Annotated in this window: 8 protein-coding genes; 3 read left to right on the forward strand and 5 right to left on the reverse strand. The window is 60.2% G+C overall.

Features of this window, described 5'->3' with window-relative positions; translation table 11 throughout:
* Positions 1-5,241: beta strand repeat-containing protein (locus tag NKI37_RS18670; RefSeq protein WP_352794532.1), on the reverse strand; the 5,241-nt coding region annotated here is incomplete at its 3' end.
* A 322-nt stretch (positions 5,242-5,563) separates the two neighbouring features.
* Here NKI37_RS18670 and NKI37_RS18675 point away from each other — a divergent pair.
* Positions 5,564-6,502 (forward strand): transglutaminase-like cysteine peptidase, encoded by a 939-nt coding sequence (locus tag NKI37_RS18675; RefSeq protein ID WP_023748597.1) that lies wholly within the window; start codon positions 5,564-5,566, stop codon positions 6,500-6,502.
* An 85-nt stretch (positions 6,503-6,587) separates the two neighbouring features.
* Here NKI37_RS18675 and NKI37_RS18680 read toward each other — a convergent pair whose 3' ends face one another.
* From NKI37_RS18680 to NKI37_RS18695, 4 genes are read right to left on the reverse strand one after another with little or no spacing between them, the layout of a single operon-like run.
* Entirely contained in the window at positions 6,588-7,229 is a 642-nt protein-coding gene (locus NKI37_RS18680) for a ribbon-helix-helix domain-containing protein (protein WP_023829118.1), read from the reverse strand.
* The gene (locus NKI37_RS18685; protein WP_023738302.1) at positions 7,219-8,508 is read right to left on the reverse strand and encodes an HlyD family type I secretion periplasmic adaptor subunit; all 1,290 of its coding nucleotides are present in this window, start codon (positions 8,506-8,508) and stop codon (positions 7,219-7,221) included. Before NKI37_RS18685 ends, NKI37_RS18680 begins: the two co-directional genes overlap by 11 nt.
* Before the next feature lie 45 nt (positions 8,509-8,553).
* Positions 8,554-10,686: a type I secretion system permease/ATPase gene (locus tag NKI37_RS18690; RefSeq protein WP_352787477.1), complete on the reverse strand. Its 2,133-nt coding sequence runs from the start codon at positions 10,684-10,686 to the stop codon at positions 8,554-8,556.
* A 37-nt stretch (positions 10,687-10,723) separates the two neighbouring features.
* A complete protein-coding gene (locus tag NKI37_RS18695) occupies positions 10,724-12,172 on the reverse strand; it encodes a TolC family protein (protein ID WP_023687776.1) in 1,449 nt (482 codons plus the stop codon).
* A gap of 1,448 nt (positions 12,173-13,620) precedes the next feature.
* Here NKI37_RS18695 and NKI37_RS18700 point away from each other — a divergent pair.
* Both NKI37_RS18700 and NKI37_RS18705 read left to right on the forward strand, forming a co-directional pair.
* Positions 13,621-14,337 (forward strand): pentapeptide repeat-containing protein, encoded by a 717-nt coding sequence (locus NKI37_RS18700; protein WP_352787473.1) that lies wholly within the window; start codon positions 13,621-13,623, stop codon positions 14,335-14,337.
* Positions 14,338-14,837: 500 nt separating this feature from the next.
* Positions 14,838-16,025 carry a magnesium transporter gene (locus NKI37_RS18705; RefSeq protein WP_352787470.1) on the forward strand — a complete coding sequence of 396 codons (1,188 nt, stop codon included), beginning with the start codon at positions 14,838-14,840 and terminating at the stop codon, positions 16,023-16,025.
* The last annotated feature ends 251 nt before the right edge of the window (positions 16,026-16,276 follow it).

The following is a 16,276-nucleotide window of genomic DNA, read 5'->3' on the forward strand; positions in this document are numbered from 1 at the left end:
GGCGCCGCTCGTGGTGGTGTCGAGTGCGGCTTCGTTGACCGTCACGTCGTTGTCGGCCGGTGCAACAAGCCCGGCATCGGCCAGGTTGATGGTCAACGTCGTCGTCGACAGGTCGCCGTCACCGTCCTTGAGCGTGTAGACGAACACGTCCGTGGTGTCGGCGGCGATGTTGTTGGCCGTCGACTGGTAGGTGTAGGAGCCGTCGGCGTTGAGATGCAAAGTGCCGTGCAGGCCGGCAATGTCGGTGCCGACACCGCCCGATACGGCCGTCGTGGTGTTGCCGCCGGCGGCGCGCACGCCATCGATGGTGGCGCCGTCGGCGCCGGCCACGTCGTTGCCCAGCACGCCGGTCGCGGCGACCGTCAGCAGGGCGCCTTCATTGACATTGCCGCTGTCGGCGGTGGCCGTCGGCACGTCGTCGACGATATCGATCACGATCGCCGCCGGGGCTGACGAGGAGGTGCCGTCCGACACGGTGAGCGAGAAGGTCTCGGTCTCGGTGACGGCGGGAACGTCCGTGGTCGGGCTGGTCAGCGTGTACTGGTAGGTCGCTACGCCGGTTACCGCGTTGTAGCCGGTGATCAGCAGCGTGCCGTGGTCGCCCGGGAAGGTCGAACCGTTGAGGCTGCCGATGGCAACCGTGGTGCCGCCGATGGTGACGCTCTGGACGTCGTCGAGGCCGTCGGGGTCCGACACGGTGAAGGTGCCGGTCGCCACCGTGCTGCCGTTGCCGGCCGCTGAACCCGCCGGAAGGCCCGCTTCATAGACCAGGTCGTGGGCGCCGGCCGGATTACCCTGGTTGACGACGATCTGCGGCGCGTCGTTGGTGCCGTTGATGGTGATGGTCAGGGACGCCAGAGCGGTATCGCCGTCGCCATCCGCCACAGCATAGTCGAAGCTCTCGGCCACGGTCTGGCCGACATCCAGCGCCTGTACCGCGGCATACCCGGCCGGGTTCTGGGCTTGGGTGTAGAGCACATATGTGTAGCTGCCGTCGGCGCCCACCGTAAGCTGGCCGTAGGTTCCAGCAACGTGGTTGGCAACGGCGCCGTCCCAGGTGATCGAGCCCAGGCCGTCGGTGCCGAGGTGATCCGCCTGGCCGTCGGTTGCGTTTGCGTCGGCGCCACCCACGCCCGTGATCACATTGCCGTCCGCCGTGAGCGGCCCATCTTCGGTGACCGAGTCCTGATCGTTGACCGCAACCGGGCCATCATCCTGGAATTCGATGCTCAACGCGACATGGGATACGGCGGTGCTCGTGTCGCCGTCGAAATCGGTGATGGTGGCCTTGACGTGCAGGTCGGCGGCGACGGTCGCTATGTCGTCAAAGGCTGCGGTGCTTGAACCGTCGACATTGTGAGCGATCGGCTGATATTGCCCGATCCAGACCGCTCCGGTCGGATCGACATAAACCTTGAAGACGTCGACGCCGTTGGCAGAGCCGACGAGAACGCCGTCCGCATTTGTCGAGAGCATGATTGCCAGGCCGTCGAGTGTCTTCAGGCCCGAATCGATGTTTGCCAGCGGGTTGCCGTTCGCATCCGTCACCGCAAAGGAGAACGTCGCGTCGTCGTCCGCGCCAACCGACGCATTGAACAGGCCGAGTGCACTGGCTGAAGATTTTGCGTAACCTAGTGCGTCTGGTTCGATGACCAGGGCAGGCGGGGGCAGCGCGGTGTCGTTGGCCGGATTGGGATCCGCGGCATTGTTGACGCCGGCGGATTCGTCGTGGCTGACCCTGAAGACCTCCGTCTGCGTGGTGACGGTGGTGATCTTGGCTTCGATGCCGAAGATCTTGAACGGGTTGCCACCGGTCAAGGTCGCATCGGTCCCGCCAGCGTTGGAATCGAAGGTAAAATCGTTGTAGTTGCCCACCTTGAGCTGGTCGAACGGTGTGCTGCCCACAACTTCGACCGTCGCACCATCCGGCACGCCGGCGAAGGCATAGCCCACCTGCACGCCGCCTTCGAAAACAGCCGTACCGGCCGTCAGCACACCGTTGATGTTCACGGTGAACGGCTCGAACGTGCCACCGTCCTTGGCGCCGATGAAAAGAATGGCATTGTGAATCTGGTGAGCCTGGGAGACGTCGATCGTGAAGCTGACCGACGACACGTCATAGGAACCACCGTCGGTGTTGGTGGGGATATTGAGGTTGTTGACGAAGTCCATCGTCACGATTTCGGGGCCAGCAAGCGGATGGGTTTCGTATCCGTCGATGATCTGGCCGTCGCCGACGCCGATCTTGGTGCCGGTGGTGTTGACGGAATTGTCGCCTTCGTTGATGTCGATGCCGCTGAGCTTGATGTCGTGATTGCCGGCGCCATCCATGCCGCGAATATCGGTGTTGCCGGCCTGAAGCGTGTAGACGATCGTTTCGGTCGTGGTTGTGGTCGTCGTGCCGGCATCCCGCGCGACGATCTGCGGAACGTCGTCGAGCACCTGGACCTTGAATGTACCAGCCGCCAGTCCGATGGTGTCGCCGTCACCGTCCATGGCAACGACAAAGGCCGAAAGATCGATACCGCCATTGGCAAGCGTGTTTTCGGTGTTGTCGCCCGGGAGCGTATCCAGAGTCGGATGGTCGATCTGATCGATCAAGGTGAAGACATAGGAGCCGTCCGCACCGACGGTCAGGGTGAAAACAGGACGATCCGTGCCCGCCTGATAGCCGGCGCCGGCGCCTACATCGACATAGCCGGTCAGGGTCGTGCCGTCGGAAACGATGAGGACATTGCCGCCTTTCGAATCAAATCCCGAATCCGATGGGGTGGTTTGGGTGACAAGGCCGAAGGCCGAGCTCGCATTCGGGCCGTCAGAGCCGAAGTCGACGATTGCATTCAATGCGCCGGCAGCACCGATGGCAACCGCGGAGTTTGTTCCGGTCACTTCGCCAGGCTGAAGATTGTCGGCATTTCCGGTGGACTGGCTGTTGTGCAGACCGTCTTCGTCGACATTCGCGGTGACCTGGGCGATGCCAGTAACCTTCGGCCCGTCATCGTCGAAGGAGAATGCGGAGCCTTGGCCGTTGATCAGGTCGACGGTCGCCTTCTCTGTGATGGTGTCGCCGTCGCCATCCTGGCGCGTTACCTCATATTGCAGCTGAACCTGGCCGCCATTGGTCAGCGACAGATTGAGTTCGGAATCGAACTTGTTGCCGTCGGCGCCATGGTTGAGCGCTTCGTAGAGCGTGGTCTGCAGCTGCTCGGCGCCAGGCGCCCCGGTGATCGCGATGGTCAGAACCTGATCGCCATGCGTGTCGCGGCCGACGATCACTCCTCCTTCGAGGAAGAGCGTGACGGCGCCGCCGTCGGTGGCGGTGAGATTCGTGGCAAGGCCACCGGCCGGAATGCCGGTAAAGCTCAGATTCCCGGTAACGGTACCAGGACCGTCCGAACCATAGCTGCCGCCGACAGTGAACAGATTGGTCAGTCCGCCTGCTACCGCGGTGTTGACCTGCGCCAGGCCCGGACCGGCATCATCCGTGTTGGCGTTGCCGCCGGCATCTTCGGTCTCGCCGATAGCGCCATTGTAGCGATCCGCGCCAACCGTCTCGTCAAGCTCGACGGAAAGCAGGCCAGCCGCTCCATCGTGGGCGCCGACCGTTAGGCTTGGCCCATCGTCGTCGAAGGAGAATGCGGAGCCTTGGCCGTTGATCAGGTCGACGGTCGCCTTCTCGGTAATGGTGTCGCCGTCGCCGTCCTGGCGCGTTACCTCATATTGCAGCTGAACCTGGCCGCCATTGGTCAGCGACAGATTGAGTTCGGAATCGAACTTGTTGCCGTCGGCGCCATGGTTGAGCGCTTCGTAGAGCGTGGTCTGCAACTGCTCTGCGCCGGGCGCGCCGGTGATCGCAATGGTCAGGACCTGATCACCCTGCGTGTCGCGGCCGACAATCACTCCTCCTTCGAGGAAGAGCGTAATGGCCCCGCCGTCCGTGGCAATGAGATTCGTGGCAAGGCCACCGGCCGGAATGCCGGTGAATGCCAACTGCCCGGTCGTGCTGCCCGGTCCGTCTGCACCGTAGACGCCGCCAACGGCGAATAGCGAAGAAAGGCCACCCGCCAGGCCGGTCGTCACCTGGGCCAGGCCAACGCTGTCATCCGTGTTGGCGTTACCGCCGGCATCTTCAGTCTCGCCGCTATTGTAGCGGTCGCCGCCGACCGTCTCGTCGAGTTCGACCGAAAGCAACTGTGCCGCTTGCGCGGTTGCCTGGACCGAAAGCGTTGGGCCGTCGTCCAGCACACCAATATTGAGGGTCGCGGTGGCCGGATCATTGTCTGTGTCTGTAACCACGACGGCAAAGCTGTCGGAAACCCCCTCGGTCGTTCCGGTCGATGGGTTGTCGTGATGATCAAGAGTGTTGTCGGCAAGGGTATAAATCCAGCTATAGCCGTTCGTAGGATTGCCGGTGACCACGAGCGTGCCGTATTGCCCGGCAACGCTGCCGCCGTTGGTCACGTCCACACCGTCAATGACAAGCGTCCCGATGCCATCACCCGAGACGATGTTGAAGGTCCCTGAAACCTGCTCGGCGGTGCTGGCCGGGTCCGTCCCGTCGGAAAGCGCGGCCTCGTTGACGACAAATCCGGAGCCAATGTCGATTGTCGGCGTCGTATCTTCTTCCCTGACCCCGATCGTCAGCTCACGCGGCTCCAGCCGTCCAAATTGCAGGTCCGTCGGCGGCAACAATGCGGAAAGATCGAAGCCGTCGCCGATACCACCTGGGGGAATGGTGAAGTCGCCGCCGGCACTGCCTGGGGCGCCGCCCGGGCCGGCCGAGATCGAACCATCGGCACCGAAGGCGACATCGACGTGGCTCGCTTCAAGAGCGGCCAGCAAGGCCACGCGCGGAACTTCGACATCACCGATGATGAAGGTCGGCACGTTGAGCGCGCCATCCTTGATGAGGATGACTGAACCGTCGGCCTGTTCCAGCAACAGATTGTGGCCGTCGACCTTGATGTTGTCGATGGAGACGTCCGCCGGAAGCTTCACGATGTTGCTGGCGTCGGCCACGTATTCATGCGGCGCGGCTGCCGCCGGCGCTTTCGCCTCCGCGGGTGCTGCCGGCTGAACGGGTGCGCCACTGCCGACATCGACCGGCACCGGCTCGGCAGGCGCCGCCTGAGCGGCCTGCGCTACCTGGATGCCTGCCTGCGATGGCGAGCCGCCATGTTCATGTGAAGAGTGCTCGTCCCAAGAATTCGAGACGGTATCCAAATCGTTACTGGTCGTCATCGCCAAACCCCTCCGGCATTTCCCGGATAGAGACAGTGACGACTTCTGCTTTGCAACTGTCCCGCAATCAATTTCATATATCCCGGTATGCAAGTCTCGGCATTTTTTACGTGTGGTAAACCCGGAAGATATAATCTGATATACATTGACCGCGCCGCGCTTCGTTTATATCCGCCGGCTGAGCTGGATTGGTAAACAGAAGTATAAGTTTGAATAAAGTTTTACACAATATAGGTATTCCCGATTGAAGGAAACTTATCCACCTTCCTTTCCAGTAATTTGAGACAAGATTGGTACCGTCCACAGTCAAGAGGTGGGCGTTATGAAAAAAGAAAAATCTGCCCTGGGAATAACCGGGCTCAGGCTCATCCTGCTGGCAATGGCGATCACAAGCCTGCCGCAGCCATCATCCGCGAAAGCAATTGCCGTGAATGCCGGCGCTGCCGCTGGAGTTCTGGCGGCGGTCGAAACCCCTTCCAGTCTCGGCGGCGTTTCGCTGGCTCGGCCGCAGCCATGGCAGCCGGTTTCAGCCTACCGGATCGGCATGATTTTCAGCAGCTCTGTTGCCGTTGATGAAAAGCGTGGTTCTTCGATCGCGCCGCCCGCCGCCGGGATCGACCTGATCCAGACGGCGGCGATCATTCCCGGCGTGTTCGGTTCTGTTGCCCTGTCGATGCGCAATTTCCCGGTTTCGGCGCGCTGGGCGCCGGTCTACAAGGCAATTGTCGACTGTACCGCGAGCAGCGCGTGCGAACGCAAGAACAGCGCCTTTGCCGAGATAGTCAAGGCAGCCGGGAACAAGCGCTTCATCGACAAGTTGTCCTTCGTCAACTCAAGTATAAATCGCGCCATCGCCTACAAGAAGGACAGCGTGGTTTACGGCAAGCTCGACTACTGGGCCAAGCCCCGGGAAATCCTTGAGCGGCGGGCAGGGGACTGCGAGGATTTCGCCATCCTCAAGATGGCCGCGCTGCTGCATGCAGGCATCCCGGCGCAGAGCATGTCGCTGGTCGTCTTGCAGGATCGCAAGCGCGGTTTCTTTCATGCCGTGCTGTCGGTCAGCACCGGCAGCGGCGTCTTCATTCTCGACAGTTTGAGCAATGTAGTTTCCCGCGACACAGACCTGCCGACCTACGTGCCGCTGTATTCGTTCAGCACCGATCGCGCGTGGATCCATGGCGCGAAGACCGGTTCTGCTCAAATAGCCGATATCAAGGGCGGCCTTTCGACGGTCGCGCCTGGTGAAGGTGTGCAGCCGTAAGCTCCCATCAGAGAGTCTTGAGCGCTCTATCTCTTGTTTGACGCAATTTTCCACGGAAACCGCTCACACTTTTCCCGGAATTGCTCTAGCCGCCGAAGACGAACGCCATCAGCAGTTCCGGCTCGACCACCGGCGCCCGCACCGCGCTCAGTTGACCGCGGTAGCGGCGGTCGCCGGCGCCTATGACGAAACCGGTCGCGACCGGCGTCTCGCCATTGGCGTCGAGCCTAGCGAATATGTCGGCGACATTGAGGTCCAGCGCCAGCTTGAGATCCTGGCGCGCGTCCTCGTTCGGCGCCACCGGCAATTGCCGCCGCACCAGTTGCTGGAACGGCGCATTGAAGGTCAGGATCTTCTTCGACGATGCCAGGGCAAAGGCCGGCGAGGGACAGGCGACGAGAATGGCGCTGATGGTCTTGATCGACGCGAGCCTCTGCAAGGTGAGGTTTTGGTCGGCCAATCCACGCATGCAGGCTACGCGAATTGCCGATGTCAGGTTTCCGGCGTTGGCGTGGCTCTCTGCAATTTCCTCGATCAGTGTGCCGATCGTGCATTTGCGGCTTTCCGCCATCTGCTTCAGCGATGTCCAGAACGCCCGTTCCAGACGAATGCCGCGGCGCATGCCGCCACGCGCCACAACCCGGAACTCGAGACCGAAATCCTCACTCGCCAGCGGTGGCAGCAGCCGGTCGCGATCGACCGGGCGGGCGATCGCACTATCGCTCACTCATTGCCTCCTCCCGCGCCTTGTTGATTGGTTTCAGAAGGTAGGTGAGAATCGTTTTGCGTCCGGTCTTGATGTCGACCGAACAGATCATGCCGGGGATGATCGAATAGGTCTTGCCGTCGCGTGTCAGGGTCGATTTGTCGGTGGCGACACGCACCTGATAGTACGGTTCGCCGGTCTTCTGGTCGACAAGGCTGTCGGCAGTGATGTTCGACACCTTGCCTTCGATGCCGCCGAAGATCGAGAAGTCATAGGCGGTCACCTTGATCAGGGCATCCTGGCCCGGCCGGATGAAGGCGACGTCCCGCGGTGAGACCCGGGCTTCGACCAGCAGGGTCTCGGACGTCGGCACGATACCCGCGACGACCGCGCCGGGCTGGACGAAGGCGCCGACCGTGTTGATGTCAAGCGTGTTGACGATACCATCGACAGGCGAACGGATATCGGTACGCGCCACCTTGTCGGTGGCACCGCGTATCGTCTCGTCCACCACCGAGAGATCGGCCAGCGCCTGCGTCAGATCGCTGAGCGCTTCCTGTTGCAGCTGGAGGCCAAGTTCGTCGACCTGAAGCTTGGCTTCCGTGATGGCAGACCTGGCTTTCTTGATGGTCTCTCCGGCAAGCGTCAGCTGACCATTGAGTTCGGTCTGCTCGCGCTCGACGCGGAGCTGCTCGGTTCGCGCCATCAGGCCCTTCTTGACCATCGCTTCGACCAGCTTCGCCTCCTGGTCGCTGACGGCCAGGTTCTTGGTGAGGCGATCGGCATTGGCGTTGGCTTCGTCGAGTTCCTTCTCACGCTGATCGAGGCGCGACTTGAGAACCGACAGTTTGACTTCGAAGTTGTCGCGCCGCGCGATTAGCAGCTTCTGCTCGTTGTCGCAGATTTCCGGCGCCACCTTCTGGATCTCGGGCGGGCAGGGAAACGCGCCCTCTAGACTTCCGGTCTGTTCGAATTTGAGCCGTGCAATGCGCGTCTGCAATGCCCGCGCCTTGGCCTGCTGCTCGCCAAGGCTGGAAGTGTTGAAGGTGTTGTCGAGACGAATGATGAGGTCATTCTTCTTGACGACCTGACCGATCGTCACGGCGATTTCCTGAACCACGCCCGGCTCGCTGGCCTGGATGATCTGGGTCTTCGACGCCGGTATGATCTTGCCGTCGCCGCGTGCGATTTCATCGACCTCGGCGAAGGATGCCCAGGCTACCGAACTCGCAAAAAGCGCTCCGATAATGAATATCGAAGCCGACGCAAAAAGCGGCGGACGGTCTTCCCTGGCTAGCATTTCCAACGCCCCAATGTGTTGAATTAACCCAGTAATTCTGTTCGATCAGGCGCTTGTTTTCTGCAGCGCCTGTATCACCTGGTCTTTCGGTCCATCGGCAACGATCTTGCCCTGCTCGATGACAATGAGGCGGTCGGCCAGCTCGAGCATGCTGAAGCGGTGCGTCGAAACGATCAGCGTCGTGTTGCGATCGAAAGCCACTTTGAGCTGCTTGATCAGCTGGCGCTCGGAAGCCAGATCCATCGAGCCGGACGGCTCGTCCAGGAACACGATTTTCGGTTTGGTCAGCAACAGGCGGGCAATTGCCATTGTCTGCCTCTGACCGCCGGAGAGATTGGTGCCGCGCTCGCCGACATTCATGTCGTAACCTCGCGGATGGCGGGAGACGAAGTCGTCGACGCCGGCAGCCTTGGCCGCGTCGACGATCTGCTCATCGGTCGCCTCCGGGCACGCCATCAGGAGATTTTCCTTGATGGTGCCGGAAAATAGATCGTTGGCTTGCGCGACGATCCCGACCGCGGCGCGAACCTCAGATGGGTGGTATTGGCGGATGTCGATCCCGTCCAGCAGCAGCTCGCCGGAGGTCGGCAGGAAAAGCCTGCCGATCAGCCTCCCCATGGTCGTCTTTCCCGAGCCTATGCGGCCGATGATGCCGATCCGCTCACCGGGCTTCACCGAGAAATTCAGGCCGGTCAGCACTTCGTTTTCGGAACCCGGGTAGACAAAGCCGACATTCCTGAATGCCATTGCACCGTTGCGAATGGGGCGGTTGACGAAACCAACCGTGTCCGGCCGATCCTCAGGCTGCGCCATGATCGAATTCACCATTCGCAGGGACAGCATCGCCTGGCGAAGTCTGGACAAGGTGATCGCAATCTGCCCAAGCGGGGCCACCGCCCGGCCTGCCAGCATGACGGTGCCGATGATGGCGCCGGTCGAGACATGCCCTTCCGAAAAGGCATAGGCGCCGGCCACGATCAAAGCGACGGTGACCATCTGCTGGATGGCTTGGGTTATGTTGCCGGCGACAGCCGAAAGCTGTTTGATCTTCTCGGACGTGTTGGATGCGTTCTTGGAATGCTCCGCCCATTTTCGCAGAAGGTACGCCTCTGCGCGTAGCGATTTGATCGTTTCCAGCGTGGAGATGGATTCCACCAGCAGGGCCTGGCGCTGCGAAGCCTCGTTCATGGAAGCGGCAACGCGTTTGCCGATGCGCCGTTGCGTGATCAGCCCGACGATCACCGAGGCGACAAAAGCAATGGCCGGTATGACGACCAGCCAACCGCCTATCGCATAGATGACAAGAAGAAAGACGAAGACGAATGCTGTGTCGATGAAGACGCTGATGGTGTTCGACGTGAAAAACTCGCGCACGAACTCGTACTGGGTCACCCGATTTGCATATTCGCCGGTTGAGCCGGGCCTTGCCGACAAGGACGAGTTCAGCACCTTCTCGAATAGCATATAGGAGATGCGAAGATCGGCCTTGCGCCCGGCATAGTCGATCAGTGACGCTCTGGCGGTCTTCAAGAGCAGGTCGAACAGAATGACCGCGCCGATCCCGATCGACAGCACCCAGAGCGTCGATATCGCCTTGTTCGGCAAGATCCTGTCGTAGACGTTCATGGTGAAGATCGGTGAGGCAAGAGCCAGCAGATTGATGAATACCGCCGACAGGATGACCTTCGAATAGGTGCGCCAGAACGGCCCCATCGTGCCGGTCAGCCAATGTCGCCGCTCGATCTTGGCCGCCGAACCGACGCTCATCGCCTCTACTGCGTTGGCATAGGTTATCGAGAACGAAACGCCGCCACTAATATAACTTCCGGAAAACTCGGATTTGCTGATTGTCGTGCGGCCGTCTTCCTGGGGAGCGGTCGAAAATCCACCGTCCTCGGTCTGGGCAAGCAGCGCTACAGGCAACTGGCTGACGCGAAACAGAATGGCGGGAAGGTCGATGCGTCCGCGAAGAAAGTCGCGATGGCTGAATTCCGTGATTTCAAGACCGATGCGTTCGGCAAGATGCCGGATGGCGTCGATATCGATGCGGGTGTCTGACAGCGGCACGCCGGCAAACAGCACGGTCTCGGAACTCGGCCTGCCGAGGTACCCGGCAACAGCGGAGAAGCAGGCCTTGAACGCCTCTTTTGGGGAGAGGATTTTGGGTTGTGGGTTCACGATCGGCCCGCAGGACTATCGTTCGTCCTTGACCTTCCTACTTCTTTCTTACCGGTGCGAGGATGTCGAAAGGCAGATCGTTCGTCTGCTCCGACGGCGTGCGCGCATAGGTTTCGGTGTCGGCCGTTTCAGGCGCATTGAACTCGGCCTTGGCATAGGCGGTGGCCTGTTTTGCCGGCTGAAGATTCATGGTCTTCAGCAACTGCCCGGTTGCCGCCAGCAGCCGGTACTGCGCGAAAAGCGACGCGTAGGATGCGGTGTCGGCAAGCGTAGCTGTGTTGAACCGCGTGTTCTGCGCGTCGAGCACGTCGAGCAGCGAGCGCTGTCCGACCTTGAACTGCTCGCGATAGGACGCCACCAGCCTTTCGTTGGCGGCAGCCTGAAGCTTCAATGTCTTTGCCAGATCGGCCTGCCGGAAGCGGCGATCCCATGACGTACGGACGGCTTCCTCGATCTCGCGCAGAACCTGGTGCAGCACAAGGCGCTGCTCGCTGGTGCGGCGGACCTGCTCTTGCTCGTTGGCTTTGTCGATGCCGCCGCGATAGAGGTTCCAGCGCAGCACCAGCCGCGCCTGCAGGTCGCTAGCGTCGCCATCGTCGCCGTCGATGTCATAGCCGCCGCGGGCGCGGCCTTCGGCGATGACGGAGGGCCCGAATTTCGCCCGCGCCGCATCCACCAGGGAGGCGGCGGCGTCGATATCGCTGTTGGCCATGTGGACGCGCGGATTGTTCTGTCGCGCCAGCCCTAGCGCGTCGTCGAGCGACCTTGGCAGCGCGCTCGAGACATCGCCTGGCCTTGACGCGTTGGTCAGCGGCTTACCGACCGTCTTGAAGAACCGTATCTTGGAAGCCTCCAGTTCTTCGGTCGCCTCCTGCATACGTGCCTTGGCAGCGAACAGCCGCTCCTCGGCCTGCTGGCGATCAGCCTCGTTCAACGCGCCGCCTGCAATACCTTGCCGGATGTCGCCGAGGATTGCCTGGTGAAAGCCCAGATTCTTCTTCGCTTCCGAAACGATCGAAGCCTGCAGCATGTATTCGAGATAGTCCTGGACGACAGACAGTCCAATGAATTCAGACCGTTCCAGCACCCGGAACGATGCGCCGTCGACCCGCGACGCCTGACGGTTCAGTTCCGCCCGCCTTGCGCCGCTGTCATAAAGCGTCTGCGTGACAACGACATCGGCTTCCGACGGATAGAGCGCGTCATCCTCTATGGACAGCGAACGCCGGGAGGAATTGTCGAGACGACGAACCCCCGCCGACGCCTCGACATCGACGCTGGGAAGATAAAGTCCCTTCGCTTGGCGTAGCTCGAATTCGATTGCTTCGCGGTTTTCGATCGCTTGGCCAATTTCGGGGTTGGACTCCACCGCAACCGCCATCGCCTCCTGGAGAGTGAGCGCGTGAGCATTCCCACAACTCAATATGGCGACCGTCGTCAGCAGGCCGAGGCGCTTGCCTATCGCCGACATAGATGTCGTATTCATTTCACCCCACCCCAACGTTCCCCTGCGCCATTATTGCCAGGCGTTACAACTCAACCGTGATTGTTCACAAATTTGCAAAATATGGGAGCACTTATTGATTTAGTGACCGCTAAAACGCTAAATTCAAGCAAAATTCTATAGAATGTCGCAAAAATGGCACATAAAATACCCACTGCGGTTTTTGAGTAACAGCCGTCCGAGTTTGAACAGGCAAGCGAAACCGCTCCGGGAAGGAGGACCGCAAGGCAACCTTACGACCTATTTGCTCCTGATAGCTTGACTATTTCTGGGTGTATTTTTTCAGCGAGGTGACCGACAACATCTTGGTTGGCGGCTACAATCGGCAGGATAATCTTAGCCCGCTTGCCAGAGCCTGGAACCGACACCCCGGTCTTTCTTCGACCTGAAGCGTGGGCATAAATCCCTGAGCCGGCGAATAAAGGCCGACAACTGCTTCACTGGCCAGCGTGCCAGCATAGGGCTCATATGACGGCCGATCAACGACTCGGTCAACCGAAGAGGTGACGGTACTTTTTGAGGCGGTTCTGTAGGCCATCGAATGCCGCAAGGTCCAAAAATCGCTCCATTGAACCCGATAGCTGGTGAAACCTCAAAATAGTTCTTGCGGCGATTTTCCGTTAAAATCAAAAGCGCAATTTTTTTGACGGTTAGTGTCCGCCTTTTCGCAGCTCAGAAAAAAATCTGACTGGAATTGAGTCATACGCTGTTTAAACAAATGCGGAACGAAGTGGTCGGTTGCGCCACCACTTTGCGGGACGACATACGAGAGTTGCAGGACGAGCGCGGTCAAACATCGAGGGCCGCCGGCTCGTTAGATACCACTACTCGTTCCTCCGCGCCATTCCAACAGGCTGAACTTCGAGGCAAGTGAGCCGGTCCTGGTCCGGCGCCTCGACTCGTAAATCCATTCCACCGATCACAACTGCCTGCAAGCTGCCGCTTGTTTGTTACTTCCCAAGTCTCATCGGCCATATCGAGGCGCTAGACCGTCAGCTGGTCGCGCGCTGTTGCCACAGCTGCCGATCTGCAACCGCCCCCATTTCCGCGGTTCTGGACCCTATCTCCCAACGTTTGCAAAACGAGGTCAGCTATGGTCGGCAGTTTGGGGTCGCGGGAGCATACGGAATGACACGGGAACCTTTCAGATTTTGGCCCACCAAAATTCAGCAAAATCAACAATTTCCGTTCGCCCTCCGGGCCCACCAATAACTCACGGCTTACGCCGAACTCTTTGTTTTGTGATCGCATCCGCGAAAAAGCGCTCTGCCGTCAAAGCCTTTCCCCACCTCTCGATGAGTTCCGCAAGCTGCTGCTGGCTATCGGCGGATCGTTGATGCGCAACTGTGACGGCGGTCGTTACCGTGGCTCGAGTGTCAGCAGATGTGGTAAGGTTGATTGTCGGCGAGTAGCAGAGGGGTCCAGCAACAATGACTTTGAGACGAACCAGAGCTTACGGCGGATCCGGCTTGGTTCTGGCGGTTTGCACTGTATTGGCTTGGCAAAACGCCACCGCCGCTCAAGATTGCTACGCAGCCGCGACGCCTGGCGTCAATTGGCAGGCGTGTGACAAAAAGCTTCTCATCCTAGAAGGACAGGACCTGAGCGGGGCAAACCTGTTCGGTGTTGATTTCACTTCGACCGACCTCAGGAACAGCAATCTCCTTGCGGCAAATTTTGAGAAGGCAACGCTTGTGCGCGCTTCCCTGGCCGGCTCGACCGCCAAAGGCGCCCGGTTCGACAAAATCGAGGCGTACAGGACCGACTTCAGCCAGATGGACGCGCAGGGCGCCGTGTTTACGGGCGCGGAAGTGCAGCGCTCGAATTTCCAGGACGCCAATCTGGTCGATGTTGACTTCACAAAGGCGGAATTGGGGCGTGCGCAGTTCCATGACGCCGATATCAGCGGCAGCCACTTTTCGTTTGCCAATCTCGCGCGGGCGGACTTCCGAGGAGCGAAGTTCACCGCACCGATAGACTTTGAGGGCGCTTTTTTCTTTCTGACCCGTATCGAGGGCCTCGATCTATCCAATTCGGCGGGTCTGTCCCAGTGGCAGCTCAACATGGCTTGCGGGGACGCCCGGACCGAGTTGCCTTCTGGCATGACGAGGCCAGAAAATTGGCCCTGTCAATTCCAGCAGGAATAGCTCGCCCGTCCGCTTCCCGCCCAAAGGCTGCCGGGCGGCAAAGCGCCTCGATTCAGTCCTCGGCCGCGGGTCAAAGCACGACACTGCGGGACATTTCCGGCAATCTCATTTACCGGCGAACGACAACGACCAAATGGAGGACGGATGCCCAAGGTCAAAGGTGATACCGCTCTGGACAAGGAGCGCGCCAAAACAGAGAAGCTCCTCAAAAAGGTTGGATACACCGCCTTGAAGGAGGCCGGTGTGGTATCCAGGCGACCCGACCTCCCAAATCTAAAGGTTGAAAAGCGAGGGAAATAGCGCGGACACTCGCATGCTGACCTGACGAGGGCACGCCCAAAATGTAGACGTCTGCTTTGCCTTCTCAAGCTAGGAGCGTGCAGGCGGCGCTTGCGAGAACCACAAGGCGGACTGCTGGGCCGGAAGAACTGTCGTATTTCCGCCCCGGTGCGATCCGATACTTCACAACTTTTTCACTTTCAATTGGGGGGCCATATCATATGAACGAAGAGACCGGCGTTCAGAAGTTGGTGCGCACGCTGCGTGCTCGAGCACCTGATGACGCAGCTGAATTGCTCGCTAGAGAGTCTCCCGAGTTCATCCGCGACACACTAAAGCTGTTGCCTGACGGGCACGCCCGTAAGGTGGCCGAGCATTTGCCACAGCATATGCGGCCCATCAGCTCTCATGATGGTGACATGGGTTTCGCGATCCCCGAGTCGCTCATCGAGGTGATGGATCCGATCCCCGCCAGCGTTCCTGTCGGGACGACGGTTGCTGCCGCGGTGGAAGCTGTCAGAGGCGCCCAAGTGCCGACCGAGCTCACTTATCTCTACGTCACGGACGGGGGTAATAAACTGGTTGGCCTGGCGGTCCTGCGCGATCTGATGCTGAGCGAACCGGACGCGATTGTCGATCACATCATGCTGCCCAGGCCGTTCGCTCTTGATGTCGGTCTCTCTTTGAGTAACGCATGCAAGGCGGCGGTACGGCGTCACTACCCTGTCTATCCGGTGGTGGATGCGGAGAACCGGCTGCTCGGGCAGGTTCGCGGCTGGCGCTTGTTCGAGCAGCAAATCATCGAGATTTCCGCCCAGTCTGGCCAGATGGTAGGCGTCCAGAAGGAGGAGCGCTCTTTTACGCCGCTGTTTTCAGCCTTCTTGAAGCGTCATCCGTGGCTGCAGTTGAATCTCCTGACGGCCTTCATGGCCGCATTTGTGGTCAGTTCGTTCACGGGCACGATCGAGAAGATCGTCGCCCTGGCGGCGTTCCTCCCGGTCTTGGCCGGGCAGAGCGGAAACACCGGCTGCCAGGCATTGGCTATGACGCTGCGTGGCCTTGCCCTGGGGGATGTGGACAAACGACCGAAGCTGCACTTGGTGATGAGAGAGGGCGCGCTCGCGATCGCCAACGGCGCGCTCGTCGGCGTTGTTGCGGCTGCGGCGATGTGGTTCTATGCCTCGAGGCAACCGGCGTCGGCGGCGCAGGCGCCGATGCTGGCACTTGTAATCCTGCTTGCCATGTCCGGATCGTGCCTCATGTCCGGCATCTCCGGCGTGCTGATCCCGTTGGGCCTGCGCCGGGTAGGCGCCGATCCGGCGGTCGCCTCGGCGATCTTCCTCACCACCGTGACCGATATTGTAGGCATGGGCCTGATGCTGGGGCTGGCAACCATGCTCGTGCTCTAGCAAGCTGCGTGCGGTGACGCGTCCCTGGGAGTTGGGGCATGAGCTGACCTCGCGTTCAAAGAAATTGCAAGACCCGGGCCGAATCGCACACGCGTCGTGAGTCTCCGGCCCCTTGCGAAACGCGACGGAAGGCCTTTGGAGAAGCCGTGGTCACCTTGAAGCCTGGTGACCAGATACGCAGAATCGCCCACCCAATATTAATCTTGTCGGCTGTGCGATCCACTACTGATGAGATTTGAGTTTGTTAAGCC

Source organism: Mesorhizobium sp. M0626, assembly GCF_040320665.1.
GTDB lineage: Bacteria > Pseudomonadota > Alphaproteobacteria > Rhizobiales > Rhizobiaceae > Mesorhizobium.

Bases quoted from the DNA above. Each gene is read 5' to 3' on its own strand.
- NKI37_RS18675 (WP_023748597.1), top strand. From the start codon at position 5,564: ATGAAAAAAGAAAAATCTGCCCTGGGAATAACCGGGCTCAGGCTCATC.
- NKI37_RS18685 (WP_023738302.1), bottom strand. From the start codon at position 8,508: ATGCTAGCCAGGGAAGACCGTCCGCCGCTTTTTGCGTCGGCTTCGATA.
- NKI37_RS18695 (WP_023687776.1), bottom strand. From the start codon at position 12,172: ATGAATACGACATCTATGTCGGCGATAGGCAAGCGCCTCGGCCTGCTG.
- NKI37_RS18700 (WP_352787473.1), top strand. From the start codon at position 13,621: ATGACTTTGAGACGAACCAGAGCTTACGGCGGATCCGGCTTGGTTCTG.
- NKI37_RS18705 (WP_352787470.1), top strand. From the start codon at position 14,838: ATGAACGAAGAGACCGGCGTTCAGAAGTTGGTGCGCACGCTGCGTGCT.